This window comes from Microbacterium nanhaiense, assembly GCF_014646015.1.
In the GTDB taxonomy this organism is placed as follows: Bacteria; Actinomycetota; Actinomycetes; order Actinomycetales; family Microbacteriaceae; genus Microbacterium; species Microbacterium nanhaiense.
Genome location: NZ_BMMQ01000003.1, coordinates 159,920 through 185,904, shown reverse-complemented (window position 1 = coordinate 185,904; position 25,985 = coordinate 159,920). Strand labels below are relative to the sequence as shown.

Sequence of the window (25,985 nt, the reverse complement as noted above, 5' to 3'; positions counted from 1 at the left end):
TCACATGCGCTCGGGCGCGCTCACGCCGAGCAACGAGAGGCCGTTGCGCAGCACCTGGCCCGTCGCGTCGTTGAGCCACAGGCGGGTGCCGTGCACCGGCGCGATCTCCTCGTCGCCCTTCGGGGTGACGCGGCAGTTGTCGTACCACCGGTGGTAGAGGCCCGCGAGCTCCTCGAGGTAACGCGCCACGCGGTGCGGCTCGCGCACCTCCGCCGCGAAGGCCACGATGCGCGGGAACTCCTGGAGCGCGCCGAGGAGCGCCGCCTCCGTCTCGTGCGCGAGCAGCTCCGGGGCGAAGGAATCGCGCGTCACACCCGCGTCCGCCGCGTTGCGCGCGACGTTGTGGGTGCGGGCGTGCGCGTACTGCACGTAGAAGACGGGGTTGTCGTTCGTGCGCTTCTGCAGCAGCTCCGGGTCGAGCGAGAGCGGCGAGTCGGCGGGCGAGCGCTCGAGCGAGTAGCGCAGCGCGTCGGTGCCGATCCAGTCGCGGAGGTCGTCGAGCTCGATGATGTTGCCGGCGCGCTTGGACAGGCGGGCGCCGTTGACCGACACCAGCTGGCCGATGAGCACCTCGATGTCCTTCTCGGGGTCGTCTCCCGCCGAGCCCGCGAGGGCCTTGAGGCGGTGCACGTAGCCGTGGTGGTCGGCGCCGAGCAGGTAGATCTTGTGCTTGAAGCCCCGGTCGCCCTTGTTGAGGTAGTAGGCGGCGTCGGCGGCGAAGTACGTGTAGATGCCGTTGCCGCGCCGGATCACCCGGTCCTTGTCGTCGCCGAAGTCGGTGGTCCGCACCCACACGGCGTCATCGGCGTCGTAGACGTGCCCCTGGGCGCGCAGGCGGTCGACGGCCTGGTCGATGAGGCTCGGCTCGCCCGCGTGCAGCTCGCGCTCCGAGAACCACACGTCAAAGTGCACGTTGAACTTCGCGAGCGACTCCTTGATGTCGGCGAGCTGGATCTCGTAGGCGGCGTCGCGCACCGCGTCCTGCGGGGCCTCCGAGTCGAGGATCGACGGGTGCGCCTCGAGCACGCGGCGGCCGAGGTCATCGACGTAGGCGCCCTTGTAGCCGTCCTCCGGGGCAGGGGCGCCGGTCATCGCGGCGAGCACGCTCGCACCGAAGCGGTCCATCTGCGCGCCCGCGTCGTTGATGTAGTACTCGCGGGCGACGTTCGCGCCGGACGCCTCGAGCAGGCGTCCCATCGAATCGCCGAGCGCGGCCCAGCGGGTGTGCCCGATGTGCAGCGGGCCGGTCGGGTTGCCGCTGACGAACTCGAGGTTGATGCTGTTGCCGGCCTGCGAGTCGTTGCGCCCGTAGCGCTCCCCCGCCTCGACGATGGTCTTCGCGAGCGCACCCGCGGCGGCGGCGTCGAGGCGCACGTTGATGAAGCCGGGGCCGGCGATCTCGACGGAGGCGATGCCGTCGACGGATCCAAGCTGCTCGGCGATCTGCTGGGCGAGCTCGCGCGGGTTCGCCCCGAGCCGCTTCGCGAACTTCATGGCGACGTTGGTCGCCCAGTCGCCGTGGTCGCGATTCTTGGGACGCTCGACCGTGATGTCGGCGGCCGTCGCTCCGAGCGGCTCACCCGGGCGTCGCTGCTCTGCGACGGCGTCGAGAACGGTCAGCAGGGCTGTGGCGAGAGCATCGGGGTTCATAGAAGGACAATTCTAGTGGCGCGGCGCGCCGGATCCTGCACGGGCACCGATCCCGCACGCGCGAACGCGCGGCGCGTGATCCCACGGGCCGAGCACATACCCTGGAGGGATGGCCCGTGCGATCCGCCCCGCGACCGTCGTCTGCTGCGCCCTGGCGGCGCTCGCCTCCCTCACCGGGTGCGCCGCGACGCCTCAGAGCGACGCCGCGGCGACCGATCGCTGGCAGGCGCCGTCGGCCGCCACCCCGACGCCCACCCCGACGCCGTCCCCGAGCATGCTCGTCTTCGGAGACTCGTGGACCCGCGGCATGGCCGCGACGGATACCGCTCACGCGTACCCGCATCTCACGGGCGAGCTTCTCGGCTGGGACGTCACCGCGCTCGGCGAGGACGGCAGCGGTTACCTTCATCCGGGTGAGCTCGGCGGGTTCTACGGCACCCGCGTCGCGGAGCTCAACCCCGATCTCGACCCCGATGTGGTGATCGTGCAGGGTTCCGTCAACGACCGCAACGAGTTGATCTCCGCGCTCCCCCGCGCCGCGCGCGCGGTGTGGCGGGCCGTCGAGAACACGTATCCCGAGGCGGATGTCATCATCCTCGGCCCCGCCCCGAGCACCCTGCCACTCGACGAGCGGGTCGAGGAGATCGACGCCGTGCTCGCGGATCTTGCCGCGGAGGCGGGCCTCGGCTACATCTCGCCCATCGCGGAGGAGTGGCTGACCGAGGCGAACATCGGTGAGTACATCGACGCGTCGGCCGCCTTCCACCCCTCGGATGCGGGTCACGCCTACCTGGCCGAGCGGCTCGCGGCCGATCTCGCCGAGCTCGATCCGCTGAGTCCCTTCGCTCCCGTCACCGAGTGACGATCCCGAGCAGCGGCTTCCGCCCGTGCACCGAGAGGTAGCGCAGCCCGTCCGGCCCCGCGGCGAACGCGCGGCGCGAGAGCCTCGGCAGCCACACGAGCGATCCGGGCTTGAGCTCGATGTCGCCATCCTCCGTGGTGAGCGTGCCCGAGCCATCGATGACATGGATCAGCACGTCGAGCTGCGGACCCGCGTGCTCGGCGATGCCGTCGCCCGCGGGCAGGTGGATCACGTTCGCGTCGAGCGTGCGCTCGCCGGGCGACAGGCGCCACACGGCGCCGGATCCGTCGCCCGCGCGCGCATCGCCGACGATGCGCGGGGTCTCCTCCGCCATGACGCTCCCTTCCGACGACGAAGCGGGGATGGCCGCTCGGCCATCCCCGCTTCTCTCATCCGCGCCCCTGGAGGGAATCGAACCCCCGACCTTTGGTACCGGAAACCAGCGCTCTATCCCCTGAGCTACAGAGGCGGACACCACGAGCTTATCAGCGCTCGCGATGTGCCTCGTTCAGGCGAGCTCCCGGGTGAGTCGCGCGGCGGACGGGTCAGCGGCGACGCGCCGAACGCACGGCGATCGTGAGCGCGACGGCGGCGACCCCGATCGCGAGAACGTTGACGCTCGCGGAGACGATCGTCCACGGTTCGACGCCGTCGCCCGCCTCGGAGGCGGCCGGCTCCTCGCTCGGTGTCGGGGTCACCATCTCCAGCGTGGGTGCCGGGGCGTCGAGGTCGTGCGGATCCTGGCCCGGCTCCGCGACCTCGGACCAGGACGTGGATCCGCTTTCGCAGCTCTGCTCCACGGGGAACACGAGTTCGCCCGAGGCGTCATCGGCGAAACCGACCTGCATGGCGACCTCTCCGCGCAGCTCGTCGGGGATCGGCTCGATCGCCGTGTAGGTCACGGTCGAGACGCGTCCGGCGTCGCCGCCGCGCTCGACGTCGATCGACCAGCCGGCGTCCGCGATCGGGTGGACGCCGCTCAGGCCCTCGGGCATCGAGATGGCGATCTGCGTCGTGGGCGAGCCATCGCAGCCGTGGCTGAATCCGAAGCTGAGGGTCGTGCTCTGGCCGGCGACCGGCTCGTCGGCGGCATCGACGCCGACGTGCGCGAACGCGGCCGCGGGGGCGAGAACGAGGCCCGCGGCGAGCGCGGTTCCCGCGACGGCGAGCGAGAGCTTCTTGGTGGTGGTCATTTTTTCTCCTGAGAAAGCATGCGAAAACACCGGTCTGCGACCGGTCGATGGATGGTGTTCAGGAGAAGACGGGCGGCCCGCGGAGCCCCACGGGCGGGACCCAGGCGTCCACGGCGCGGATCCGCCGCCGGGCCGGGGCGAGCAGGCGAGGGAACAGCGGCAGCGGCGCGAGGGGCGCGGCGACGCGCGCGGCGCGGCGGATCCAGTCGGCGCCGCGGCGGATCACGCTCTCGCCGTAGGCGAGGATCGCGATCGTGACGAGGGCCGCGATGGCGTGGGAGGCGAGCATCCCCGGCCCCGCGGGATGGGCATGTGCGACGACCGACTCGGGTAGCGCCGCGTGGTGGTGCCCGCCGACGACGGGACCGCCCTCGATCGGGCTGCCGAGGGCCGAGAACGCCGAGTGGAACGCCGCCTGCGCGACGATCGTCGTGAGGACGATGCGCGCGAGGCCGCCGATGCGGCGAAGCGCAACGGGGGCGCTCCCCCGGATCCGCGGCGCGGGTGCCTGCAGCAGCAGCGCCGACGGCGCGATGAGCAGCACGATCATGCCGAGCACGATCGTCGGGGCGGGCGCGGGGCCTCCGCCGACGGTGTGCGAGATCGCCGCGAGCATGGTCGTCACGACGGACGACGCGGCGCCGCGGCGCAGGAAGGCGGCGCGGGCCGCGCGCACGCGCTGCGAGGATTTCGGGCACGCCGAGACCGGCGGCGAACCGCCGAGGCCCCGGTCGTGCGACATGCTTATCGCGCGACGCGGCGGTAGGTGAGGTCGCGAATGTCGCGACCCTTGTCGAGGCCCTTCCGCTCGAAGGCCGTCATGGGCCGACCCGCGAAGCGGGCGTCCCACTCGCCGTCGAAGGCGCGCTCGAACTCGGGCTCGGCGTCCATCACCTCGCGCATCTGCAGCGCGTAGTCTTCCCAATCCGTCGCCAGCCGCAGGAGCCCTCCGTCGCGCAGCACGCGTCCCACGACGGCGCCGAATCCGGGGCTGATCATGCGGCGCTTGTTGTGGCGCTTCTTGTGCCAGGGATCGGGGAAGAAGATCCGCACCTCGTCTGCGGAGCCCTCCGGCAGGAGCGTCTGCATCACCTCGGGCGCGTTCGCCTCGATGAGTCGGATGTTCGACAGGCCCGCCTTGTCGGCCTCGAGCATCGTTCGGGCGAGACCGCCGTGGTAGACCTCGACACCGAGGAAGTCGGTCTCGGGGTGTTCACTCGCGGCATGCAGGATCGCGTGGCCCTGCCCCGTGCCGATCTCGACGACGAGCGGCGCGGAGCGGCCGAACTCCGCGGCGGGGTCCAGGCGGGCGTCGGGGTGCACGCTCGTCTCGGCGACGTCGCGGGGCACGTCGAAGACGTACGTCGGCGCGAGCTCGCGCCAGGCGCGCTCCTGCGCGTCGGAGATGCGGCCGTTTCGACGGACGAACGAGAGCGTGCCCTTGCGCTGGGTCCCGGGTTCGGTCATACCCTCCAGCGTACGGGTGGGCACTGACTAATCCCCGACCGTCACGAAGTCGATCAGTTCCTCGACGCGTCCGAGGAGTTCGGGCTCGAGGTCGCGGAACGTCGTCACGCGCGACAGGATACGCTGCCACGCGATTCCGATGTCCTCCTTGCTCTCGGCGGGCCACCCGAGGCCCCGGCACACGCCGGTCTTCCAGTCCTGCCCCCGCGGCACGACCGGCCACGCCGGAATGCCCATGGCCTGCGGCTTCACGCACTGCCAGACGTCGACGAAGGGATGACCGACGATCTTGAGGTGCGCGCCATGGCGGCCCGCGAGGATGCGCCGCGCGACGCGTTCCTCCTTGGATCCCGCAACGAGATGGTCGACGAGCACGCCGTAGCGCCGCTTCGCGCTCGGCGGTTCGACCTCGAGCAGGTCCTCGAGCAGGTCGAGACCCTGCAGGAACTCGACCGCGACGCCCTCCGCCCGGAGGTCGGCGCCCCACACCTTTTCGACGAGCTCCGCATCGTGCTTGCCCTCGACGAGGATCCGGCTGGGCAGCGCGACCTTGGCGCGCTCGTCCGCGGCGACGAATGATCCGGACGCCGTGCGCCGTCGCCCCTGCGGCTGCGCGACGGCCTTCTGCAGGGTGACGGGCTCGCCGTCGATGAGGAATCCGGCACCGAGCGGGAACGAACGGCGCCGTCCCTTCCAGTCCTCGAGCTCGACGTTTCCCGCCTCGACGCGGGTGATCGCCCCGCACCATCCGTCGCCCGCGACCTCGACGACGAGATCGACCTCGGCCGCCACCGGCTTCGACACCTTTTTGCCCTTGGCCCGCCACTCGCCCGCGAGCACATCGGATCCGTACCTGTCTTCGAACATCTCGTCCAGACTACGAAAGAACGAGATCGCGCCGAACGCTTTGTTTGCCGCGCGTTATCCCTAGGATCGATTTCACAGGCATCCGAAGGGGGACCCATGCGCAGACGAATGACCCGGCTCCTCGCCGCGCTCGGGCTGGGCGGCATGATGGTGCTCGCACCGCTCGCGGCCCAGGCCGAGCAGCCGCCGCGCCTGGGGGATTCGCAGATCTTCGACGGCGCCGACGTCCTGAGCGATGCCGAGGAGCAGGCCGCGGACGCCCGCCTCGACGCCCTCGCGGACGAGACGGGGCTCGAGCTGTGGGTCGTGTATGTCGAGACCTTCGACTCACCCGCCGACTCCGCGGATTGGGCGAACGCGACGGCCGACCTCAACGGCCTCGGCAACGACCAGTACCTCCTCGCTGTCGCGACGGAGGGACGCCAGCTGTATCTCGCCAAGCCGGCCGTCGGCGGCCTGGCCGAGGGCAAGCTCCTCGCGATCGAGGAGGCCGCGGGAGACGCGCTCGGCGACAACGACTGGGCGGGGGCCGTCGATCGGGCCGCCGACGAGATGACGCGGCAGTCCCAGCCGAACTACACCGTTTGGTACGTGGTCGGCGCGATCGTCGTCGTCGGCGCGATCATCGCGATCGCCGTCACCGCCGCGAAGAAGGCGAAGAAGCGCCGCACCGAGCAAGAGGCCCGCGAGCGGCTCGAGGCGGAGGTCGAGACCTATCGCACGCAGGCGACGAGCCTGCTGCTCGAGATGGACGATTCCCTGCGCACGGCGGAGCAGGAGATGGGCTTCGCGACGGCACAGTTCGGCGCCGAGGCCGTGAGCGAATACGCCCAGGCGCTCGCGCAGGCGCGACAGGCCCTGAACCGGTCATTCACTCTGCAGCAGGAACTCGACGATTCCACGCCCGAGACCCTCGAGGAGCAGCACGAGAAATACTCCGAGATCGTCGGCCTCCTCGAGGAGGCCGACGCCGAACTGGATGCGAAGGCGGCCGGCTTCGAGGAGTTGCGCGCGATCGAGAAGAACGCGTCCCAGGTGCTCGAGAAGCTCGCCGCGCGGCGCGCCGAGGCCGCCGACGGGCCCGAGCGCATCACGGCCGAGATCGCGCGCCTGCGGCAGACCTACGCCGCGCCCGTGCTCGACGACGTCGAGGACAACGACGAACAGGCCGCGGCGCGGCTGCAGTTCGTCGACGCGCGCCTCGCGGAGGCCCGCGAGAGCCTCGCCGCGGGCGACTCCGGATCCGCCGCCCTCGACCTGCACGAGGCGGAACAGGCGCTCGGCCAGGTCGACGAGCTCGTCGCCGCCGTGACCGGGCTCCAGAAGCGCTTCTCCGAGGCCGAGAAGGACGCGCGCGCCGCGATCGCCGATCTGGAGAACGACATCGCCCAGGCCCAGGGGCTCCCCGATAACGACGGTTCGCTCACCCGGGCGATCGCGGCCACCCGCGCCCACATCGAGCAGGCACGGGCGAACCTCTCCGGCAAGGGCCGCACACCCCTCATCGTCTTCGAGGCGCTCACAACCGCCAACGCGCAGATGGATCAGGTGCTCGCGAATGCGCGAGCCGCCGACGAGAAGCGCCGACGCGCCGAGGCCCAGCTCGATCAGACCCTGCGACAGGCCATGGGCCAGTTGCAGTCGGCCGAGACACTCGTGAACACCCGGCGCGGCGCCGTCGGGGCATCCGCACGCACGGCGCTCGCGCAGGCACAGGCCGAGATCAACGCCGCGATCAGCGCACGCCAGACCGATCCGACCGCCGCTCTCGCCGCGGCGCAGCGCGGCCTGCAGTACGCGCAGCGCGCCTCACAGAGCGCTCACGCCGACGTGTCCTCCTATTCGACGGGGTCGTCGTCGGGCATCGGACAGCAGATCCTAGGCGGCATCATCGGCGGGATGATCGGCGGTTCCCTCTCGGGCGGCTCGCGCCGCGGATCCGGGTGGGGCGGCTCATCCCGCTCGAGCTTCGGCGGGCGCTCGCGCGGCCGGTCCGGCGGTGGCTTCGGAGGCTCGCGCTCCCGTTCCGGCGGCGGCCGACGCTTCTGAGCCCCGCATTCGAACCTCATTCTTAACCTTTATCCGACATACTTCCCCCTACATCCGCCGCTACCCTCTGAAAGGCACTCACCATGAGCAAGCAGTCCATCTTCGGGCGCATCTCGACCCTCATCCGCGCGAACGTCAACGCCCTGATCGACCAGGCCGAGGACCCGCAGAAGATGCTCGACCAGCTGGTGCGCGACTACACCAACAACATCGCGGAGGCCGAGTCGGCCATCGCCGAGACCATCGGGCAGCTGCGCCTCCTCGAGCGCGACACCGCCGAGGACCGCCAGGCCGCCGCCGAGTGGGGCAACAAGGCCATCGCGGCCAGCCGCAAGGGCGACGAGCTGCGCGCCGCGGGCGACATCGCCGGCGCCGACAAGTTCGACAACCTCGCCAAGGTCGCCATTCAGCGCCAGGTGCAGACCGAGAACGAGATCAAGGCCGTCGAGCCGCAGCTCGTCCAGCAGCAGCAGGTCGTCGAGAAGCTCAAGGGCGGCCTCGACGGCATGAAGCAGAAGCTCACGCAGCTCAAGGCGAAGCAGAGCGAGCTGCTCTCGCGCGCGAAGCTCGCCGACGCGCAGAACAAGGTGCACGACGCCGTCAAGTCGATCGACGTCATGGACCCCACGAGCGAGCTCGGCCGCTTCGAGGAGAAGGTGCGCCGCCAGGAGGCGCTCGCCGCGGGCAAGGCCGAGCTCGCCGCGTCGAGCCTCGACGCTCAGTTCGAGTCGCTCGAAGACATCGGCGAGCTGACCGAGGTCGAGGCGCGTCTCGCCGCCCTGAAGTCGGGCAACGCGGGCGCGCTGGAGGCGTAAACCACAGCGGGAAGAGGCATCGGAGATCTTCTCCGGTGCCTCTTCTTCTTTCGCCCCTCAAAGAGAGAAGATCGTCTCATGGCTCGTTTCATCGTCGTACCGCAGTGGCAGGGATCCCCGTCGCCCCGCGCCATGAGTCTCATCGACGGGGCCGAGCTGATCGCCGGCGACCTGCCGAGTTCCGCCTGTCACCGTGTCGACGTGCCGGTCGAGGCCGGAGAAAGCCTCGACACGGGGATCCTGCGCGCCAGCACCCTGCTCCGGGTGGCGCAGCACACCCGGGAGGAGCTCGAGGCCTTCCCCGGCGAGCGGCTGATCGTCATCGGCGGTGACAGCGGCGTCGCCGTCCCGTCGATCGCGCACGCCGCCGCGGGTTCGGACGACATCGCGATCGTGTGGTTCAGCGCGCGCGGGGCGCTGCACACGCCCGAGAGCTCCCCCACGGGCGCATACGCGGGGATGGCGCTGCGCGCCGCGATCGGCGACGCGCCGGAGGGCCTGAAGGCCCCCGCGGGAGCCGTCACTCCAGACCGGGTCGTCCTGGTGGGCGCCCGCGACCTCGACATCGCGGAGGAGGTCTATGCCTCCGACTCCGGGATCCAGACGCTCGCGGTCGCGGAGCTCGCCGATCGGCTCGTCGATGCGCTCGCCCGCACGGGCGCGGCGCGCGCGTACGTGCACGTCGACCTCGACGTCATCGACCCCGCGCATGTCGAGGGCGTCTCGTCTCCCCAGCCGTTCGGGCTCGACCCCGCGACTCTCATCGATGCGATCGCGGCGATCCGCGGGCGCCTGCCGCTCGCGGGCGCGTCGCTCGCGGGTTTCGCACCGCGCTCTGCCGACGCGGGCGTCGCCGACATGGGCACGATCCTGCGCATCATCGGAGCGCTCGCGAAGGCGTAGCGTCGTCAGACGTACTGCGTGAGCGCTTCGGCGACCGTGATCGATTCGCGCGGGATGTCGAGCCGGGTCGTCAGGTGCTCGACGATGTCGGCGGTCGCCACGAAACCGGCGAGCAGGGTGACGTTCGTCTCGCGGGCTTCCTCGTCGCACAGCACCTCGTCGGCGTATGCGATCGCGGCGCGAGTCACGGCCTGCCCGGATCGGCACAGCTCCGCCGAGCCGATCTCGCCGCGGCGGATCGAGCGATCGAGCCACGTGACGCTCATGCGGGGCGGCGCCTGGAGGGCACAGACCCACGATGCGTCGGGGACCTCGATGAACACACGCCCGGACGCACAGATCGGCAGGGCGACGAGCGCGAGTTCGAGGTCGGCGAGCGAACGCTCGTCGGCGACGACGAGGTGCTGGGCGCGCGGGTGCCGGCGCGAACGACAGGAGCTGTCGTCGTGAGAGGCGAAGTCGGGGCGTGCGGTCATGATATGACCATCATACGCCCCGATAAAGGCTTGCCTAACCTTGCCTGGGTGGGACGGGGTAATGCCCCGCGATCGTCAGGCGGTTGAACGCGTTGATCGAGATCGCCGTCCAGCTGATCGCGACATACTCTTGCTCGGTGAGCACGGACCCGATCCGGTTGTAGAGCTCGTCCGAGATGCCGTCCTCATGGATGAGGGTGTGCGCCTCCGCGAGCTCGAGCGCCGCGCGCTCGCGCTCCGTGAAGACACCCGATTCACGCCACGTGGAAAGCTGCCCGAGCTCATCCATCGTGACCCCGGCCTTCTCGGCACGCTCGACGTGGACGCGCATGCAGTACGCACAACCGTTGATCTGCGAGCAGCGCAGCTGCACGAGTTCCTTGAGCCGATCCTCGACTCCGTTCTCGCGGCAGACCTTCCCCACCTGCTTCGCGAACTCCTCGAGGGCGCGGTAAACGTCCATCGCGCTCTTGGCCAGGTGCACACGCCGTTCGGTCATGTTCGAACCCTACCGACCCCGAACGGAAAACGCGTCAAAAATCATTCTGCGCAAGTGAATGAATTCTAAGTAAACATTCTGATCATTTATGACACGCTTTTCTGTGCACTTCTCGAGCTGATTTCCCGGCGCGCCCCGCGCCGCGCCAGAATGGGCGTGCCTCGTATCCGTTCGAAGGACACCCCGTGACCGCACACGCAGCTCTCGACGAGTTTGCCTTCCTCTCCGACGATGCCCGCGATCAGGGTGCCGCGGTTCCGAGCGTACGCCGCGAGCGGCTCGAGCTCGACGGCGACCGTTCGCTCAGCGCGCTTCTCTTCGGAGGCGGGCGCCCGGACGCGGTCTTCGTCCACGGCGCCGGGCTCAACGCGCACACCTGGGACCGCACGATCATCGACCTCGCCGCACCCGCCCTCGCGGTGGACCTGCCCGGGCACGGAGACTCGTCCTGGCGTGAGGACGCCGACTACTCCCCCGAGCGCAACGCCGAGGCCGTCATCCGCGCGATCGAGCACTGGGCCGAGGCGCCCGTGACCCTCGTCGGGCATTCGCTCGGCGGCCTCACGGCGATCCACGTCGCGGCCCTCCGCGCCGAGCTCGTCGCGCACCTCGTTCTCGTCGACGTGCTGCCCGGAATCGGAGGATCCGGGCGCTCCGCGCTCGCACCGTTCTACGAGCGGCTCGAGTTCGGCTCGGTCGAGGAGGTTCTTGATCACGCCGTGGCCTTCGGCCTCGGCGGCGAGCGCGACAAGGCCCGCCGCGGCGTCATTCTGAACACGCGCACCCGCGACGACGGCGTCGTCGAATGGAAGCACCACATGGCGCGGATCCTGTCGGAATCCGCACCGGACAGCAGGCCGCTCGACATCGACGACGACCGCGATGCCCGCGCGCTCGATTCCCTCACCATCCCCGTCACCCTGGTAGCCGGATCCCGCGGCCTTCTCTCCGCCGAACGCATTCGCGCCTTCGCCTCCGCACGCCCGGATCACGACGCCATCGTCCTCGATGCTCCGCACAACGTGCAGGAAACCAGCCACCTCGACCTCGCACGAGCCGTGCGGGCGAGCCTCTCCGGAAGGAACTGACCGATGCCTGGCGCCGCCCGCATCCTCCCCGCCGCCGCCCTCGTGGGCGTGCTCGCCCTTGCCGGGTGCGCCGGCAGACCCGCCGACACGACGCTCGACATCGGCCTCGTGCTCGAGCCGAGCAACCTCGACATCCGCCACACCTCCGGCGCCGCGCTCGAGCAGGCGCTCGTCGACAACGTCTACGAAGGGCTCGTCACGCGCGGCGAGAACGGCGACGTCGTCGCCGCGCTCGCGAAGGACTGGTCGGTCTCCGACGACGGCCTCGAATACACCTTCGTCCTGCAGGAGGGGGTGACCTTCCACGACGGGTCCCCGATGACGGCCGACGACGTCGTCACGAGCCTCACCGAGACGAAGAACGACGAGTCGAGCACGGGCGCGAAGGACCTCGCGGCCATCGAAGAGGTCTCCGCGCCCGACGACGGCACCGTGGTCATCACGCTCGCCGAGCCCAACATCAACCTGCTCTTCCTCCTGACCGGTCCCGGTGGCCTCATCTTCAAGAGCGGCGACGACACCGACCTGAAGACGGCGGAGAACGGCACGGGCCCGTTCACGCTCGGCGAGTGGATCCAGAAGGACAGCATCTCCCTCGAGCGCTACGAGGACTACTGGGGCGAGCCCGCCGGTCCGTCCGAGGTCGTGCTCCACTACATCCCGGATCCGAATGCCCTCGTGAGCGCGGGCCTCGACGGCACGCTCGACGTGCTGACGGGCGTGAGCGCGGAGCTCACCCCGCAGCTCGAGGGCGACTTCACGGTGACCCAGGGTGAGACGACCGACAAGTTCATCCTCGCCTTCAACGGCAAGGAGGAGCCGCTCGACGACCTGCGCGTTCGTCAGGCGCTGCGCATGGCGATCGACCACGAGGCGATCCTCACCGCCGTGGGCGCCGGTGAGACGCAGTTCGGCCCGATCCCCAAGCTCGACCCCGGCTACGAGGATCTGTCCGACACGACGAGCTTCGACCCCGAAGGCGCCCGCGCCCTCCTCGCCGAGGCGGGCGTCGAGGATCTCACGCTCACGCTGAGCTTCCCCAACGTCTACGACACGAAGATCTCCTCCCTGCTCGTGTCGATGTTCAAGGACATCGGTGTCACCCTCGAGGTGGACACGATCGAGTTCTCGGCGTGGCTCAACGACGTGTACAGCAACCGCGACTACCAGCTGAGCTTCGTCAACCACGTCGAGCCGCGCGACTTCGACTCGTGGTCGAACCCCGACTACTACTACTCCCTCAGCGACCCGGATGCGCTGGCCGAGGTACAGGGCCTCTACGCCGACGCGATGCGCGAGACCGACGCCGACGCGTCGGCCCAGCTCCTCGCCGAGGCCGCGCGCATCGTCGCCGAGCAGGCACCCGCCGATTGGCTCTACACGCGCGCCGACATCATCGCGACCGCCCCGGGGGTCGAGGGCTTCCCGACGGCGGCCACGTCCACTCGCCTGAGGCTGGCGGGCGTCACGCTCGCGGAGTGACGTGATCCGCTACGCCCTCACGCGGATCCTCCTGCTCGCGCTGGGTCTGCTCGCCTCGAGCGCCATCATCTTCGCGGCGCTCCGGGTGCTCCCCGGAGACGTCGCGCAGATGATCGCGGGTGCCGACGGCACTCCCGAGCAGATCGCGGCGATCCGCAGCGACCTCGGTCTCGACCGTTCGCTCCTCGCGCAGTACGCCGAGTGGATCGGCGGACTCTTCACGGGCGATCTCGGATCCTCGCTGGTAACAGGGTCGCCCGTCGCCGATCAGATCGCGCAGAAGGCCCGGGTGACGATCCCGCTGGGTGTTTTCTCTCTCGTCATCGCCCTCGCGATCGCGGTGCCCCTCGGAATTCTCGGGGCGCAGCGCCGCGACCGGCCGTCCGGCACCGCTCTGAACGTCGTGACGCAGCTGCTCGCGGCCGTGCCCGTGGTCTGGGCCGGCCTCATGCTCGTCGTCGTGTTCGCCGTCGGTCTCGATTGGTTGCCGGCGCAGGGCTTCCCCCGGGCGGGCTGGAGGGATCCCGGATCCGCGCTGCGGGCGCTCGTGCTGCCGGCGCTCACCATCGGCGTCGTCGAGGGCGCGTTGCTGATGCGCTTCGTGCGCAGCGCCACGCTCGCGGCCGCCGGCGAGGACTTCGTCCGCACCGCGGCGGCGAAGGGACTCACCCGAAACAGGGCGCTTGTGCGGCATGGGCTGCCGGCCGTGGGCCTGTCGATCATCACGGTGCTCGGCGTACAGATCGCGGGCATCATGGTCGGCGCCGTCGTGGTGGAGCAGGTCTTCACGCTGCCCGGCATCGGCCGGATGCTCGTCGCGGACGTCGGCGCCCGCGACCTCACGATGGTACAGAGCGAGCTGTTCGTCCTGACCGCGTTCGTGCTCGTCGTGGGTTTCATCGTCGACCTCATCCACCACGCGGTCGACCCGCGTCTCCGGGAGCGCGCATGAGCTGGTTCCATCGCCTCTGGCGCATCCCCACGGGCCGCGCCGCCCTCGTCGTCGTCGCCGTGATCGGTATCGTCGCCGCCGTGTCGCTCGCGTGGACGCCCTTCGATCCGGCACGAGCCGACGCGTACACCGCGTGGGCCCCGCCGGGGTGGCCGCACCTCCTCGGCACGGACGGCACGGGCCGCGACATCGCGTCGCTCCTCATGGCGGGCGCGCGGTCGACCGTCGTCGTCGCGCTCGGCGCGAGCATCGTCGCGATCGTCGTCGGCGTCGCCCTCGCGGCCCTCGGGGCCCTCACGTCGCGCCCCGTCCGCGAGGCCGTCGCCGTCGCGGTCGACGTTCTCATCGCCTTCCCCGTCCTCCTCATCGCGATGATGATCGCCGCGGTGTGGGGTGGGTCGCTGTGGGTCGTGATCTGGTCGGTCGGCATCGGCTACGGCGTCAATATCGCGCGCGTGGCCCGCGGCGAGCTGCGCCGCATCGGCCGCGCCGACTTCGTTCTCGCCGCGCGCGCGTCCGGTCTCACGGGAGGGCAGATCCTCACCCGCCACCTCCTGCCGAACACCGCGCCGGTCTTCATCGTGCAGCTGTCGTGGTCGATGGCGGCGGCCGTGCTCGCCGAGGCGGGCCTGTCGTTCCTCGGCGTCGGGGCGCCGGTGACGCTGCCGAGCTGGGGCCTGCTGCTCAGCGAGCTGCAGGGCTACGTCGCCATCCACCCGCTGAGCGTCGTCTGGCCGGGCCTCGCCATCACCCTGACGGTGCTCGCGCTCAACCTGCTCGGCGACGCCCTGCGCGAGGCCACCGATCCCCGACTCACCCGCCCCCGTTCGGAGGCCCGCTCATGACCCTCGTCGTCCGCGAGCTCGTAATCGAGATCGGTGGATCCCGCGTCGTCGACGGCGTGTCCTTCGAGGTGCCGAGCGGCGCGCGGCTCGGAATCATCGGCGAATCCGGATCGGGGAAGTCGCTCACGGCGCTCGCCGTCATGGGTCTCCTCCCCCACGGCGCCCGCGCGACCGGATCCGTGACCTGGAACGGCCGCGAGATCCTCGGGCTCCCCGACCGCGAGCTTGCCGCCATCCGCGGATCCGAGATCGGCATGGTCTTCCAGGAACCGCAGACCGCGCTCAACCCGATCCGCCGCGTCGGCGGCCAGATCGCGGAGGCCGCGCGGATCCATCGCGGCGTCCGCGGCCCCGAGGCGCGCGCGCTCGCGGAGCGGCTCGCGGCAGCGGTCGGCCTGCCGGATCCGGCGGGCATCGTCCGGCGCTACCCGCATCAGCTCTCCGGCGGACAGCGCCAGCGCGTCGGCATCGCCGCGGTCCTCGCGGCCGAGCCCTCGCTCATCATCGCCGACGAACCCACGACGGCGCTCGACGTGACCGTGCAGAAGGGGATCCTGGAGCTCCTGGCATCGATCGTCGCCGATCGCGGCGCCTCGCTCGTGTTCATCACTCACGACCTCGCGGTTCTCGCGCAGGTTGCGACGCACGCCGTCGTCCTGGAGCGCGGGCGCGTCGTCGAGGAGGGCGCGGTCGCGGACCTGCTCTCGGCGCCGACGCATCCGGTCACGCAGGGGCTGCTCAGAGACTCGAAGGCGACGCTGTGGAGGCGCCATGACTGATCCGATCCTGCGCGCGCGAGGCCTGAGCCGCACCTTCCGCACCCCGCGCCGCGACCTCTTCTCACGCCGGGAGATGTCGTTCGAGCTGCATCCCGTCGACCTCGACATCGCGGAGGGCGAGAGCGTGGGGGTGATCGGCGAATCCGGATCCGGCAAGTCGACGCTCGCGCGGATCCTGCTCGCTCTCGATGCGCCGGATTCCGGGGAACTCGAGGTCGACGGCCGCCGCGTGGACTTCCGCGGACGCGCGCGCGAGCTGCGCTGGCTGCGCCGGCTCACGGGCGTCGTACTGCAGGATCCCTACGGATCGCTCGACCCGCGGATGAGCGTCGGCCGCATCGTCGGCGAACCGCTGTGGGCGCTCGACGTGGCCGGCGACCGGCGCGCACGGGTGCGGGAGGTTCTCGCGCGCGTGGGCCTCGCGGGCGCCGCGGAACGGTACCCACACGAGCTCTCCGGCGGGCAGCGCCAGCGCGTCGCGCTGGCGCGGGCGATCGCGCACCGGCCGCGGATCCTCGTCGGCGACGAACCGCTGAGCGCCCTCGACGTCACGGTTCGCGCGCAGATCCTCGCGCTTCTCGCCGAGATCCGGCGGGAGGAGGGGCTGACCCTCGTCATGGTCAGCCACGACCTCGGCGTCGTGCAGAACGTGTGCGACAGCGTGCTCGTCATGACCGATGGCGCGGTCGTCGAGCGGGGCGCGACCCGCGACGTGCTGTCCCGGCCGGCCCACCCCTATACGCAGCGGCTGCTCGCGGCGATCCCGACGCTGTAGGCGGCGAGCCGGCCCGCTACGGGGTGTCCGTGGGCGTCGGCGACGCCGTGCCGTCCGGCGCGGCCTCGGTCGTCGCCTCGGGAGCCGCGGTCGCGGTCTCGGTCGGCGCCGCCCGCTTCGTCGGCGTGGGTTCCTGTGTCGGCTGCGCGTCCTGCGTCGGAGCCGGCTCGGGCACGGTCGAGGGGCTCGGGGCCTGCGTCGGGGCGGGGTCGGGCGCCGTCGACGGGCTCGGGGCCTGCGTCGGCGCCGGCTCGGGTGGCGTCGACGGCTGCTCCGAGGGCGGCGTCGACGGCGACGGCGAGGCGGGCGCGGTGGGCGACGGCGTCTGCTCGGGTCCGCGGCTCGGCGACGGAGAGGGCGTCTTGGACGGCGACGGGCTCGCGGGCGTCGAGGGCGTCGGAGTCTTCGACGGCGCCGGGCTCTTCGACGGCGACGGAGTCTTCGAGGGCGAGGGGCTCGCCGACGGCGACGCCGGCGGCGTCTGCGAGGGCTCGTCGCTGGGCGTCGGCTCGTCGGACGGCGTGGGCTGCTCGGCGGGACCCGGGTCGGGCGGCACGGGAACGCCCGGCTTGATCTCGACGGGCGCCGCGGAACCGCCCGTCAGGAGCGGGTAGGGGTCGACCGGGACGCCGTTCTTCCGCACCTCGAAGTGGAGGTGGTTGCCGAAGCTGCGCCCGGTGTTCCCCACACCGCCCAGGTGATCGCCGGTCTCGACCCAGTCGCCGACCTTCACGGTGCGCGAACCGTACGTCATGTGCCCGTACACGCTCTGGTACCCGTCGGCGTGCTGAACGATGACGGCCGAGCCGTATCCGAAGTAGTTGTCCTGCGAGAGGATCACGACGCCAGGCGCGGCGGCGCCGATCGGCTCCATGGCGGCGGCGGCGAGGTCGATGCCCATGTGCCCGCCACCGCGGGTCCCGAAGTAGTCGCTGATGAAGTAGTTGGCGAGCGGCCAGGCGAGCTTGTCGCCCGGGGAGAGCGTCGCGTCGTCCTCCAGCCACGCCGGGTCGACGGGCAGGCCCTTCGCGATCGCGTCTTGGACGAGCTTCTTCCGCGCCTCCCGGCGCAGGTCCTCGAGTTCGTCCTTCGTCGCGGCGGCATAGGTGCTGTGCGCGAGCTCGGCCGCGCTCGCCTCGACGTCCTCCTCGGTCACTCCGCCGTGCCCGTGTTCGACGTCGCCGGTCAGCGTCTCGGTGGCGTGCGTCGCGACGGGTTCGGGAGCCGCCGCATCGGCGGCCGCGGGAGGCGCCGTCGGCCCGGGCTGGCCTATCGAGCCGGCGACCGCCACGGTGCCCAGGGTCGCGACGAGCAGACCCGTTCCGACAAGAAGTTGCGCGCGCTTGGCCTGTCTCGCAGAGCGAATGGACCGCCGTGACATCATCAGATTTCCTCCCCGCGTTCCATCCTGACCCGAAGTCACGATTCTGTAAACCCGCAGAGCGTGTTGTGTTACCGCACGGTCCAGTCGATCGGATCCGCGCCCTGCTCCTCGAGCAGCGCGTTCGCGCGCGAGAATGGCCGCGAGCCGAAGAAGCCCCGATTGGCGGACAGCGGCGAGGGATGCGCGGATTCGATCCTCGGCGTCGACCCGAGGAGCGGCGCCAGCTGACGCGCGGGGTTGCCCCACAGGATCGCCACGAGCGGTCGCTCGCGCGCGGCGAGAACGCGAATGGCGTGATCGGTGACGGCCTCCCAACCCCACCCCCTGTGCGAGGCGGGAGCTCCGGGAGCGACCGTCAGCGCCCTGTTGAGCAGCATGACGCCCTGATCGGCCCAGCTGGACAGGTCGCCGTGCTTGGGCGGGGCGAGCCCCAGGTCGGTCTGCATCTCGCGGTAGATGTTGCCGAGACTGCGCGGCACGGGACGCACGTCGCGCTCGACCGAGAACGACAGACCGACGGGGTGCCCCGGCGTCGGGTAGGGATCCTGGCCGACGATCAGCACCTTCACCTCGTCGAGCGGGCGCTGGAAGGCGCGCAAGACGCGATCGCCCGACGGCAGGTAGGGCTTCTGCTCGGCGCGCAGCCGCTCTCCGATGGCCGCGATCGTTCCCGCGACGGGTTCCAGGGCACGAGCCCAGCTCGCGTCGATCAGGCCCGCCTCCGCGAGTTCCGGCAGGGTCCGCGCCATGGTCACGCGCGCGGTGCCAGCGGGCCGCGATGCACGAGGTGCTGGGCCGCCTGCGCGACGGGGCGGATCGTCACCTGGTCGAGATTGACGTGCCCGGGCGCGTTCAGGCTATAGGCGACGACGTCGGCGACATCCGCCGCGGTGAGGGGGTGGTCGACGTTGTCATAGACGGCATCGGCCTTCGCGCGGTCGCCGAGGCGCACGAGCGAGAACTCCTCCGTGTGCACCATGCCGGGGGCGATCTCGATCACGCGGATCGGCTCGCCGACGAGTTCCTGCCGAAGGGCCTGCACGAGCATCGACTCCCCCGCCTTGGCCGCGTTGTACCCGGCCCCTCCGGGATAGGCCACCTGCGCCGCCGTCGACGTGAGGAAGAGCGTGTCGACGTGTGTCCGCTCCGCCGCCGCCGTGGCCCGGAGCTTCGGGAGCAGCGCCTTCACGAGCCGCTGCGCCGAGAGGGTGTTCATCTCGTACATGCGCAACCACTGCACGCTGTCGCCATCCTCGACGCGGTCGGCGCCGAGGGCGCCGCCGGCGATGTGCACGAGCGAGTGCGCTGGATCCGAACCGAGGCGCTCCGCGAGCGCGTCGATGTCCTGCTGCCTCGTGAGGTCCGCCGCGAAGACCTCGGCGCCCGTCTCGGCGGCGAGTTGCGCGAGCCGATCGGCCCGACGCGCCACCCCGAGCACCTCCCAGCCGCTGTCGCGCAGGGCCACCACCGTCGCCCTGCCGATGCCCGAGCTTGCTCCCGTCACCACTGCGCGTCTCGTCATGATTCCAGCCTACCCATCCGCATATGACGCCACGTTTCCCGGGTATTGGCGCGCACGTCGACCGGCCGTATGGTCATCTCAAGCCACCACATCATCAGCGATAGGGGAACCCCCATGACCGACTCCGCTCAGTGGGCCTTCGAGACCCGCCAGATCCACGCCGGCGCGCAGCCCGACCCGACGACGGGCGCACGGGCGACGCCCCTGTACCAGACCACCGCGTACGTGTTCCGCGACTCCGATCACGCGGCGAACCTCTTCTCGCTCGCCGAGTCGGGCAACATCTACACGCGCATCATGAACCCGACGCAGGACGTCGCCGAGCAGCGCATCGCGGCGCTCGAAGGCGGATCCGGCGCTCTTCTGGTGGCGAGTGGACAGGCGGCCGAGACCTTCGCGGTCCTCAACATCGCGCAGGCGGGCGATCACATCGTCTCCTCGGGCGCGATCTACGGCGGCACCTTCAACCTCTTCAAGTACACGCTCGCGAAGCTCGGCATCGAGACGACCTTCATCGAGAACCAGGACGACCTCGACGAGTGGCGCCGCGCCGTGCGCCCCAACACGAAGCTGTTCTTCGCCGAAACGATCGGCAACCCGCAGGCGAACGTGCTCGACATCCGCGGCATCGCCGACATCGCGCACGAGAACGGCCTCCCGCTCATCGCCGACAACACGATCGCGACGCCGTACCTCGTGCGCCCCTTCGAGCACGGTGCCGACATCGTCGTGCACTCGGCCACGAAGTTCCTCTCGGGCCACGGCACGGTCGTCGTCGGAGCGATTGTCGACGGCGGCACCTTCGCCTGGTCGAAGAACGCGGAGAAGTTCCCCGAGCTCACCGAGCCGGACCCCTCGTACCACGGCATCAGCTACACCGGTGCCCTCGGCGACTCCGTCGCCTACATTACGAAGGCGCGTGTGCAGATGCTGCGCGACCTCGGCTCCTCCGCCGCCCCGAACAACGCCTGGCAGCTGCTGCAGGGCATCGAGACCCTGTCGCTACGCATGGAGCGTCACGTCGCGAACACCCAGGCGATCGCCGAGTGGCTCGAGCAGCACCCGGACGTCGCGACCGTCAGCTACTCGGGCCTGCCCTCGTCGCCCTGGTATGAGGCGGCGCGGAAGTACGCGCCCCGGGGCGTCGGGGCCGTGCTCTCCTTCGAGCTGAAGGGCGGTGTGGACGCGGGTCGCGCGTTCGTCAATTCGCTGACCCTCTTCAGCCACCTGGCGAACATCGGCGACGTGCGATCGCTCGTCATCCACCCGGCGTCGACCACTCACTCGCAGCTGACCCCCGAGGAGCAGCTCGCCGCCGGCGTCACGCCCGGACTCGTGCGGCTGTCCGTGGGCCTCGAGAACGTCGAGGACCTCAAGTCCGACCTCGAGCAGGCGTTCGCGCGCGCCAAGGCCTGAGCACTCCGGTCCTCACCACTCGGGGAGGTTTCGCAGGGCGATCCGCTCTGCGAAACCTCCCCTTTCGTTCACCCCGGATCCGCTCCCGCGCGGGCGCGGCGGCCCGGCCGCGGGAAACACGGCAGAATAGACGACACCATGGACTGGCAAATCTCCGAAGACACCGTCCCGTCGGCCCCCGTCACGGAGGCCGACGCGCGACTGATGGCGGGCCGACCTCCCGCCAGCGGCGCATGGCAGGACGGCGACCCGGTGGGCCAGCGCCAGTTCGCGCGGCTCGGATCCTTCACAACCGAGCGCGGCGACACGATCCCGCACATGCGGCTCGCCTACGAGTCCTGGGGCGAGCTCAACGACGACAATTCGAACGCCGTGCTCGTTCTGCACGCCTTCACGGGCGACAGCCACGTGCGCGGCGAGGCGGGCCCTGGGCATCAGACGGCAGGCTGGTGGGAGGACATCGTCGGCCCCGGCCGTCCGATCGACACCGACCGGCTGTTCGTCATCGCACCCAACATCCTCGGCGGATGCCAGGGATCCACGGGTCCCGCCAGCATCCACCCGGACGGCGACCACTGGGCGTCCCGCTTCCCGTTCCTAACGATCCGGGATCAGGTCGACGCGCAGCGGGCGCTCGCCGACCACCTCGGCATCGAGCGGTGGCACACGGTCGTCGGCGGTTCGATGGGCGGCATGCACGCGCTCGAATGGGGCATCACGCACCCCGAGCGCGTGGCACGCCTCGCGGTGATCGCCTCGCCTCCGGAGACGAGTGCGGATCAGATCGCGCTGAACACGACGCAGCTCGAGGCGATCGAAATCGATCCCGGCTTCGCGGGCGGCGAATACTACGACGCGGGCCCCGGCGAGGGACCGCACCGCGGCCTCGCCCTCGCCCGCCGCCTTGCGATGTTGAACTATCGCGGAGTCGTCGAGCTGAACAAGCGCTTCCAGCGCTCCTGGCAGTCGGACGTCAGCCCGCTCGGCTACGGCGGGCGCTACGCCGTGGAGTCCTACCTCGACTTCCACGGCAACAAGTTCACGCGGCGATTCGACGCCAACACCTACGCCCGACTCATCGAGGCGATGAACTCGCACGACGTGGGCCGCGGACGCGGCGGAATAGACGACGCCCTGGCCCGCGTCACCGCACAGACCCTCGTCGTCGGCATCGACACCGACCGACTGTTCCCGATCGAGGGCCAGCACCGCATCGCGAACGGCATCCCGACGACCATCCACGGCGACGAGGCGGTCGTGATCCGCAGCGACTTCGGCCACGACGGCTTCCTCATCGAGACGACCGTCCTCGGCCACCACCTGCGCGCACTCCTCTCGGAGTAGATCGCGAGATGCCCTCGCGAGTATTGCCCTCGCGGGCATTCCCTTTGCGGGCATTCCCCTTGCGGGAGGCCGGGTCGCGTGGCTCCTCGCGAACGCCCGGCCTCGCGCCGCGGAGCTGATCCCGAACTGCGGAGGGAATACCCCTCCAGCTCCGAAGCAAGGGTCCATCTCCGCGCGTCGGGACCTACACGCAGGGCCCGCCTGCGTAACCTCGCGACCCATAACTGCGGAGAGGATCCAGAACTACGGGCACAACGCGCCCGTAGCCCCGAGGCGAGGGGCTATCTCCGCAATTCCGGGTCGCTCCTCCCGCCGGCTATGCCGCGAGCGTCACGCCCCGTCGGTCCATCGCGAAGGAGGCCACCGCGATGAGCACACCGAGGGCCGAGAGCAACACGCCGAGCCAGGCCGGGGCGGCGTAGCCGAGGCCCGCGGCGATGACGACGCCACCGAGCGCGGCGCCGAGGCTGTTACCGATGTTCAGCGCGGAGTGGTTGAGCGCGGCACCGATCGACTGGTAGTCGCCCGCGACGTCGAGAAGTCGCAGCTGGATTGACGGCACCGTGACCTGGCTCATCGTGCCGAAAACGAAGAGCGCCACGACGAGCGTCGCGGGGTGCGCCGCCGCGACGGCGACGACGCCCGACATGACGGCGACGCAGCTCAGACCCACGAGCAGAGTGCGTCGCACGCTCCGGTCGGCGAGGCGTCCGCCGATGATGTTGCCGACGACCATGCCCAGGCCGATCGCGACGAGGGCGATCGGCACCGCCCACTCGGGGCCACCCGCGGCCTCCGTCATGAGCGTGGAGATGTAGCTATAGATCGCGAAGAACGCGCCGAAGCCGATGGAGCCGAGCGCGACCGTCATCCACACCTGCGGGATCCGGAAGATCCGCAGCTCGCCGAGGAAGGAACCACCCTTGTCGCCCTCGTGGGCCGGGATGAAGATCGCGCACATGACGAGAGCAAGGGCGAAAACGACCACCACGACGGCGTAGGCGACGCGCCAGCCGAAGAACTGCCCGAGGAACGTCCCGCCCGGCACCCCGACCACATTGGCGATCGTGAGACCGCTCATGACCATCGCGATGCCGTGGCCGCGCCGGGTGGGGCCGAGCAGTTCGCTTGCGACCACCGTGGCCATGCCGAAGTACGCGCCGTGCGGGAGGCCCGCGAGGAAACGGGCCGCGGCCATGGTCTCGAAAGTCGGCGCGACGACGGACAGGCCGTTCGCGAGGAGAAGCGCCAGCAGCAGGCCGATCATCACGCGGTTGCGCGGGAAACGTGCGACGAAGGCCGCGATCGTCGGGGCGCCGATGACCACGCCCAGCGCATACAGGCTGATGAGGATGCCTGCCTGCGCGATCGCATCCTCCTGTCGGGTCTCGTAGAGACCGCGCAGGAGGTCACCCGCGATGCCGGGGAGCAGGCCCATCGACACGAACTCGGTCATGCCGATGCCGAAGGCGCCGACGGCCATCGACAGCAGGGCGAGGGCCGTTCCGCCGCGCGGCGCGGGAGTGGAAGTCATCACCCGACAAGCGTAGAAGAACGCTCCTGAGCCCGCGCCGACCACAGTGCGGCGACGGCCCACACCAGGAGTCCCACCACCGCGAAGTTGCGCGCGGCGAGCACCAGGAGCGCGGGCGTCTGAGTCTCGAGCACGCGCTGATACACGATCGGATACACGATGTGCGTCAGCATCGCGATCACGAGCACGAGCGCCGCGGGGCCCACCGCACGGCGGCGATCCCACACGATCCACAGCAGGATCGGCACGACGAGCCAGGATTGGAACTGCGGCGAGCCGACCTTGTTCGTGACGATCAGGGCGGCGACGAGGGCCAGGGCGAGCGGCGGCAGGACGCGCACGATCGGCGCGCCCGCGCGCACTCGCCACGCGCCGAGGAGGCAGATGAGGAGCACGACGAACGCCATGACGGGGGTGAGCGCGGCCGAGATCGCGTCCGTCCCTGCTCCGACCACCTGGAAGGTCAGGATCTCGTGGCTGTACTCTACGGCCGCTCCCCCGAACCCGAACAGGAACGGCGTCGCCGCGACCGCCTCGATCTGCAGTCCGCGCCCGCCCTGCTCGGCGATGAAGCTGAGCAGGTTCGCGGATCCGCCCGCCGCGACGATCACGCCGGCGATCGCGAGCGACACGGCGAGGCCGCCCCACACCACCCGCACGCGACGGCGCAGCGCGATGACGAGCGCCGCGACGATGGCGGCGGGCCACACCTTGATCCAGGTCGCCGCCCCGATCAGCGCGCCCGCGATCGCCGGGCGACGCGCGGCGAGCACGAGGCCCACGAGCGCGAGCGGAACCGAGATCGCATCGATGCGGAAGATCGCGATCGGCCCGAGAAGGGCGAGGAACACCGTCCAGTAGCCGGCCGCGAGGCGGCGAGGACGCGACGATCCGCGCCCCAGCAGCACGGCGAAGGCGAGTGCATCGCAGACGGCGACGAGCACAGCCCACGCCAGCGAATACGACGAGAACCACACAAGCGTCTTCGCCAGGATCATCGGCGCGAGCGCCAGCGGCGGGTAGACCCACGACGCGTCGACGCCCATAACCTCACCGCCGGACAGCGCGGAAACCGCCCACGGCTCGTACACCAGGTAGGTGTCGCCCATCGGCTGGTTCGGCCACAGCCATCCCAGCGTGATCGCCCACACGTGAGCGGCCGCGAACGCCACCCACAGCGCCACCCTCCGCATCACGCGAACGCCTCCACGAACGCCTCGGGCAGGCTCTGCGCGACGTCCAGGGCGGTGATGGGCATGCCCGGCCCCGCCGCGATGCGTCCCGCCGTGCCGTGCAGCCACGCCGCCGTCGCCGCGATGGGCCCCAGGTCTTCGACGTCGATCTCGCCCCCGCTCGCGCGACTGGCCGCGGCGGTGAGGGCGCCCAGCGCCCCGGCGAGGACATCGCCCGTGCCCGCGGTCGCGAGCCACGGCGTGCCGGCGCGAACGACCGTCCACCACCCGCCGGGCGTCGCGACGATGGTGTCGGCGCCCTTCAGCAGCACTACTCCCCCGAGGGCGACGGCCGTTTCCCGCACGACGAGCACGCGCTCGCGGAAGTCTCCCGAGAGACGCTCGCGGAGTGGATCCACCTCGATGTCGTCGACCCCGAGGCCGAGCGGGATCCGCACCTCCTGGAGCTCGCCCGCGTGCGGGGTGACGACGAACGGCCCGCGCGCCCGAGACGCGAGGTCGAGTGCCCCCGCGTCGATGACGGCGGGCGAGGACGAGGCGAGCAGCCCCGTGATGAGCCGCGTCTGCTCTTCGCCGCGCGTGCGCCCATCAATCCCGCTGCCAACAACAAAGGCGTCGGCGCTGCCCGAGCCCATGACGGTTTCGGGGCGGCGCTGCAGCACGAGACGCGCGACGTTCCGGTCGCCGAGCCAGCTCACCATGCCCACGCCCGCCCGCCATGCGCCCTCGACCGAGAGCACCGCCGCGCCAGGATACCGCACGCTCCCGGTGAGGAGCGACACGGTGCCCCGGGAATACTTGTAGTCGTCGCGCGTTGGCGTGCGAAGGACGCTTCTCGCGTCCGACGCCGTCCACTCGGATGCGTGCAGGTCGTGTCCACCGGGCATGAC

At 70.7% G+C, this 25,985-nt stretch carries 26 protein-coding genes and 1 tRNA gene; 12 read left to right on the top strand and 15 right to left on the bottom strand.

Annotated features, from left to right (window positions below; genetic code table 11):
• Window positions 1–1,650, bottom strand: coding sequence for an arginine--tRNA ligase (gene argS / locus IEX05_RS06600; RefSeq protein WP_188700576.1), 1,650 nt, complete (start codon window positions 1,648–1,650; stop codon window positions 1–3).
• A gap of 109 nt (window positions 1,651–1,759) precedes the next feature.
• Between argS and IEX05_RS06595 the strand changes: the two genes are divergently transcribed.
• Window positions 1,760–2,512, top strand: coding sequence for an SGNH/GDSL hydrolase family protein (locus tag IEX05_RS06595; RefSeq protein WP_188700575.1), 753 nt, complete (start codon window positions 1,760–1,762; stop codon window positions 2,510–2,512).
• Here the strand turns inward: IEX05_RS06595 and IEX05_RS06590 are convergent.
• The 6 genes from IEX05_RS06590 to IEX05_RS06565 form a co-directional block, all read right to left on the bottom strand.
• Window positions 2,502–2,846, bottom strand: coding sequence for a cupin domain-containing protein (locus IEX05_RS06590; RefSeq protein ID WP_188700574.1), 345 nt, complete (start codon window positions 2,844–2,846; stop codon window positions 2,502–2,504). The two genes, IEX05_RS06595 and IEX05_RS06590, sit on opposite strands and share 11 nt — an antisense overlap.
• Before the next feature lie 62 nt (window positions 2,847–2,908).
• Window positions 2,909–2,981, bottom strand: a tRNA-Arg gene (locus IEX05_RS06585).
• 76 nt (window positions 2,982–3,057) lie between these two features.
• Window positions 3,058–3,705, bottom strand: coding sequence for a YcnI family copper-binding membrane protein (locus IEX05_RS06580; protein ID WP_188700573.1), 648 nt, complete (start codon window positions 3,703–3,705; stop codon window positions 3,058–3,060).
• A gap of 58 nt (window positions 3,706–3,763) precedes the next feature.
• On the bottom strand, window positions 3,764–4,447 hold the full coding sequence (locus tag IEX05_RS06575) for a hypothetical protein (protein ID WP_188700572.1): 684 nt from the start codon (window positions 4,445–4,447) through the stop codon (window positions 3,764–3,766).
• Between the two features lie 2 nt (window positions 4,448–4,449).
• The gene (trmB, locus tag IEX05_RS06570) at window positions 4,450–5,172 is read right to left on the bottom strand and encodes a tRNA (guanosine(46)-N7)-methyltransferase TrmB (protein ID WP_188700571.1); all 723 of its coding nucleotides are present in this window, start codon (window positions 5,170–5,172) and stop codon (window positions 4,450–4,452) included.
• Window positions 5,173–5,199: 27 nt separating this feature from the next.
• Window positions 5,200–6,039: a DUF3097 family protein gene (locus IEX05_RS06565; RefSeq protein ID WP_188700570.1), complete on the bottom strand. Its 840-nt coding sequence runs from the start codon at window positions 6,037–6,039 to the stop codon at window positions 5,200–5,202.
• A 96-nt stretch (window positions 6,040–6,135) separates the two neighbouring features.
• Here IEX05_RS06565 and IEX05_RS06560 point away from each other — a divergent pair, with 96 nt between their 5' ends.
• The 3 genes from IEX05_RS06560 (at window position 6,136) to IEX05_RS06550 (ending at window position 9,806) form a co-directional block, all read left to right on the top strand.
• Window positions 6,136–8,088, top strand: coding sequence for a TPM domain-containing protein (locus IEX05_RS06560; RefSeq protein WP_188700569.1), 1,953 nt, complete (start codon window positions 6,136–6,138; stop codon window positions 8,086–8,088).
• Window positions 8,089–8,171: 83 nt separating this feature from the next.
• Entirely contained in the window at window positions 8,172–8,903 is a 732-nt protein-coding gene (locus IEX05_RS06555; RefSeq protein ID WP_188700568.1) for a PspA/IM30 family protein, read from the top strand.
• A 78-nt stretch (window positions 8,904–8,981) separates the two neighbouring features.
• A complete protein-coding gene (locus tag IEX05_RS06550; protein ID WP_188700567.1) occupies window positions 8,982–9,806 on the top strand; it encodes an arginase family protein in 825 nt (274 codons plus the stop codon).
• 5 nt (window positions 9,807–9,811) lie between these two features.
• On the opposite strand, the gene IEX05_RS06545 is transcribed toward IEX05_RS06550, so the two are convergent.
• Together IEX05_RS06545 and IEX05_RS06540 are read right to left on the bottom strand one after the other, a co-directional pair.
• Window positions 9,812–10,282 (bottom strand): SIP domain-containing protein, encoded by a 471-nt coding sequence (locus tag IEX05_RS06545; RefSeq protein ID WP_188700566.1) that lies wholly within the window; start codon window positions 10,280–10,282, stop codon window positions 9,812–9,814.
• A gap of 34 nt (window positions 10,283–10,316) precedes the next feature.
• A complete protein-coding gene (locus IEX05_RS06540; protein ID WP_188700565.1) occupies window positions 10,317–10,781 on the bottom strand; it encodes a carboxymuconolactone decarboxylase family protein in 465 nt (154 codons plus the stop codon).
• Window positions 10,782–10,966: 185 nt separating this feature from the next.
• Here IEX05_RS06540 and IEX05_RS06535 point away from each other — a divergent pair, with 185 nt between their 5' ends.
• From IEX05_RS06535 to IEX05_RS06510, 6 genes are read left to right on the top strand one after another with little or no spacing between them, the layout of a single operon-like run.
• Window positions 10,967–11,869 (top strand): alpha/beta fold hydrolase, encoded by a 903-nt coding sequence (locus IEX05_RS06535; RefSeq protein ID WP_188700564.1) that lies wholly within the window; start codon window positions 10,967–10,969, stop codon window positions 11,867–11,869.
• Between the two features lie 3 nt (window positions 11,870–11,872).
• Window positions 11,873–13,351 carry an ABC transporter substrate-binding protein gene (locus tag IEX05_RS06530; protein WP_188700563.1) on the top strand — a complete coding sequence of 493 codons (1,479 nt, stop codon included), beginning with the start codon at window positions 11,873–11,875 and terminating at the stop codon, window positions 13,349–13,351.
• A gap of 1 nt (window position 13,352) precedes the next feature.
• Window positions 13,353–14,303, top strand: a complete 951-nt coding sequence (locus IEX05_RS06525) for an ABC transporter permease (protein WP_188700562.1) — start codon at window positions 13,353–13,355, stop codon at window positions 14,301–14,303.
• Window positions 14,300–15,148 (top strand): ABC transporter permease, encoded by an 849-nt coding sequence (locus IEX05_RS06520; RefSeq protein ID WP_188700561.1) that lies wholly within the window; start codon window positions 14,300–14,302, stop codon window positions 15,146–15,148. Before IEX05_RS06525 ends, IEX05_RS06520 begins: the two co-directional genes overlap by 4 nt.
• Entirely contained in the window at window positions 15,145–15,927 is a 783-nt protein-coding gene (locus IEX05_RS06515; RefSeq protein ID WP_188700560.1) for an ABC transporter ATP-binding protein, read from the top strand. The genes IEX05_RS06520 and IEX05_RS06515 overlap by 4 nt, the downstream gene beginning before the upstream one ends.
• Window positions 15,920–16,702 carry an ABC transporter ATP-binding protein gene (locus IEX05_RS06510; protein ID WP_188700559.1) on the top strand — a complete coding sequence of 261 codons (783 nt, stop codon included), beginning with the start codon at window positions 15,920–15,922 and terminating at the stop codon, window positions 16,700–16,702. Before IEX05_RS06515 ends, IEX05_RS06510 begins: the two co-directional genes overlap by 8 nt.
• Window positions 16,703–16,718: 16 nt before the next feature.
• On the opposite strand, the gene IEX05_RS06505 is transcribed toward IEX05_RS06510, so the two are convergent.
• From IEX05_RS06505 to IEX05_RS06495, 3 genes are all read right to left on the bottom strand, one after another.
• Window positions 16,719–18,086, bottom strand: a complete 1,368-nt coding sequence (locus tag IEX05_RS06505; protein WP_188700558.1) for a peptidoglycan DD-metalloendopeptidase family protein — start codon at window positions 18,084–18,086, stop codon at window positions 16,719–16,721.
• A gap of 68 nt (window positions 18,087–18,154) precedes the next feature.
• Window positions 18,155–18,835, bottom strand: coding sequence for a uracil-DNA glycosylase (locus IEX05_RS06500; RefSeq protein ID WP_188700796.1), 681 nt, complete (start codon window positions 18,833–18,835; stop codon window positions 18,155–18,157).
• A gap of 2 nt (window positions 18,836–18,837) precedes the next feature.
• A complete protein-coding gene (locus tag IEX05_RS06495) occupies window positions 18,838–19,608 on the bottom strand; it encodes an SDR family oxidoreductase (protein ID WP_188700557.1) in 771 nt (256 codons plus the stop codon).
• Between the two features lie 114 nt (window positions 19,609–19,722).
• Between IEX05_RS06495 and IEX05_RS06490 the strand changes: the two genes are divergently transcribed.
• Both IEX05_RS06490 and metX read left to right on the top strand, forming a co-directional pair.
• Window positions 19,723–21,024, top strand: a complete 1,302-nt coding sequence (locus IEX05_RS06490) for a bifunctional o-acetylhomoserine/o-acetylserine sulfhydrylase (RefSeq protein ID WP_188700556.1) — start codon at window positions 19,723–19,725, stop codon at window positions 21,022–21,024.
• 138 nt (window positions 21,025–21,162) lie between these two features.
• Window positions 21,163–22,368, top strand: coding sequence for a homoserine O-acetyltransferase MetX (gene metX, locus IEX05_RS06485; protein WP_188700555.1), 1,206 nt, complete (start codon window positions 21,163–21,165; stop codon window positions 22,366–22,368).
• Between the two features lie 316 nt (window positions 22,369–22,684).
• Here the strand turns inward: metX and IEX05_RS06480 are convergent, their stop codons facing one another.
• Genes IEX05_RS06480 through IEX05_RS06470 form a run of 3 tightly spaced genes read right to left on the bottom strand, consistent with a single transcriptional unit; the run spans window position 22,685 to window position 25,982 of the window.
• A complete protein-coding gene (locus IEX05_RS06480) occupies window positions 22,685–23,902 on the bottom strand; it encodes an MFS transporter (protein ID WP_188700795.1) in 1,218 nt (405 codons plus the stop codon).
• Window positions 23,902–25,095, bottom strand: a complete 1,194-nt coding sequence (locus IEX05_RS06475; protein ID WP_229661183.1) for a glycosyltransferase 87 family protein — start codon at window positions 25,093–25,095, stop codon at window positions 23,902–23,904. The genes IEX05_RS06480 and IEX05_RS06475 overlap by 1 nt, the downstream gene beginning before the upstream one ends.
• Window positions 25,095–25,982, bottom strand: coding sequence for an ADP-dependent NAD(P)H-hydrate dehydratase (locus tag IEX05_RS06470; RefSeq protein ID WP_188700553.1), 888 nt, complete (start codon window positions 25,980–25,982; stop codon window positions 25,095–25,097). The genes IEX05_RS06475 and IEX05_RS06470 overlap by 1 nt, the downstream gene beginning before the upstream one ends.
• Window positions 25,983–25,985 lie beyond the last annotated feature (3 nt).

What these genes read in the sequence shown, in the direction of transcription:
- trmB (WP_188700571.1), bottom strand. Translation starts at nt 5,172, where the DNA reads ATGACCGAACCCGGGACCCAGCGCAAGGGCACGCTCTCGTTCGTCCGT.
- IEX05_RS06490 (WP_188700556.1), top strand. Translation starts at nt 19,723, where the DNA reads ATGACCGACTCCGCTCAGTGGGCCTTCGAGACCCGCCAGATCCACGCC.
- IEX05_RS06575 (WP_188700572.1), bottom strand. Translation starts at nt 4,447, where the DNA reads ATGTCGCACGACCGGGGCCTCGGCGGTTCGCCGCCGGTCTCGGCGTGC.
- IEX05_RS06530 (WP_188700563.1), top strand. Translation starts at nt 11,873, where the DNA reads ATGCCTGGCGCCGCCCGCATCCTCCCCGCCGCCGCCCTCGTGGGCGTG.
- IEX05_RS06590 (WP_188700574.1), bottom strand. Translation starts at nt 2,846, where the DNA reads ATGGCGGAGGAGACCCCGCGCATCGTCGGCGATGCGCGCGCGGGCGAC.
- IEX05_RS06515 (WP_188700560.1), top strand. Translation starts at nt 15,145, where the DNA reads ATGACCCTCGTCGTCCGCGAGCTCGTAATCGAGATCGGTGGATCCCGC.
- IEX05_RS06560 (WP_188700569.1), top strand. Translation starts at nt 6,136, where the DNA reads ATGCGCAGACGAATGACCCGGCTCCTCGCCGCGCTCGGGCTGGGCGGC.
- IEX05_RS06555 (WP_188700568.1), top strand. Translation starts at nt 8,172, where the DNA reads ATGAGCAAGCAGTCCATCTTCGGGCGCATCTCGACCCTCATCCGCGCG.
- metX (WP_188700555.1), top strand. Translation starts at nt 21,163, where the DNA reads ATGGACTGGCAAATCTCCGAAGACACCGTCCCGTCGGCCCCCGTCACG.
- IEX05_RS06545 (WP_188700566.1), bottom strand. Translation starts at nt 10,282, where the DNA reads ATGACCGCACGCCCCGACTTCGCCTCTCACGACGACAGCTCCTGTCGT.
- IEX05_RS06495 (WP_188700557.1), bottom strand. Translation starts at nt 19,608, where the DNA reads ATGACGAGACGCGCAGTGGTGACGGGAGCAAGCTCGGGCATCGGCAGG.
- IEX05_RS06475 (WP_229661183.1), bottom strand. Translation starts at nt 25,095, where the DNA reads ATGCGGAGGGTGGCGCTGTGGGTGGCGTTCGCGGCCGCTCACGTGTGG.
- IEX05_RS06550 (WP_188700567.1), top strand. Translation starts at nt 8,982, where the DNA reads ATGGCTCGTTTCATCGTCGTACCGCAGTGGCAGGGATCCCCGTCGCCC.
- IEX05_RS06565 (WP_188700570.1), bottom strand. Translation starts at nt 6,039, where the DNA reads ATGTTCGAAGACAGGTACGGATCCGATGTGCTCGCGGGCGAGTGGCGG.
- IEX05_RS06510 (WP_188700559.1), top strand. Translation starts at nt 15,920, where the DNA reads ATGACTGATCCGATCCTGCGCGCGCGAGGCCTGAGCCGCACCTTCCGC.
- IEX05_RS06580 (WP_188700573.1), bottom strand. Translation starts at nt 3,705, where the DNA reads ATGACCACCACCAAGAAGCTCTCGCTCGCCGTCGCGGGAACCGCGCTC.
- argS (WP_188700576.1), bottom strand. Translation starts at nt 1,650, where the DNA reads ATGAACCCCGATGCTCTCGCCACAGCCCTGCTGACCGTTCTCGACGCC.
- IEX05_RS06500 (WP_188700796.1), bottom strand. Translation starts at nt 18,835, where the DNA reads ATGGCGCGGACCCTGCCGGAACTCGCGGAGGCGGGCCTGATCGACGCG.
- IEX05_RS06520 (WP_188700561.1), top strand. Translation starts at nt 14,300, where the DNA reads ATGAGCTGGTTCCATCGCCTCTGGCGCATCCCCACGGGCCGCGCCGCC.
- IEX05_RS06595 (WP_188700575.1), top strand. Translation starts at nt 1,760, where the DNA reads ATGGCCCGTGCGATCCGCCCCGCGACCGTCGTCTGCTGCGCCCTGGCG.
- IEX05_RS06480 (WP_188700795.1), bottom strand. Translation starts at nt 23,902, where the DNA reads ATGACTTCCACTCCCGCGCCGCGCGGCGGAACGGCCCTCGCCCTGCTG.
- IEX05_RS06540 (WP_188700565.1), bottom strand. Translation starts at nt 10,781, where the DNA reads ATGACCGAACGGCGTGTGCACCTGGCCAAGAGCGCGATGGACGTTTAC.
- IEX05_RS06470 (WP_188700553.1), bottom strand. Translation starts at nt 25,982, where the DNA reads ATGCCCGGTGGACACGACCTGCACGCATCCGAGTGGACGGCGTCGGAC.
- IEX05_RS06505 (WP_188700558.1), bottom strand. Translation starts at nt 18,086, where the DNA reads ATGATGTCACGGCGGTCCATTCGCTCTGCGAGACAGGCCAAGCGCGCG.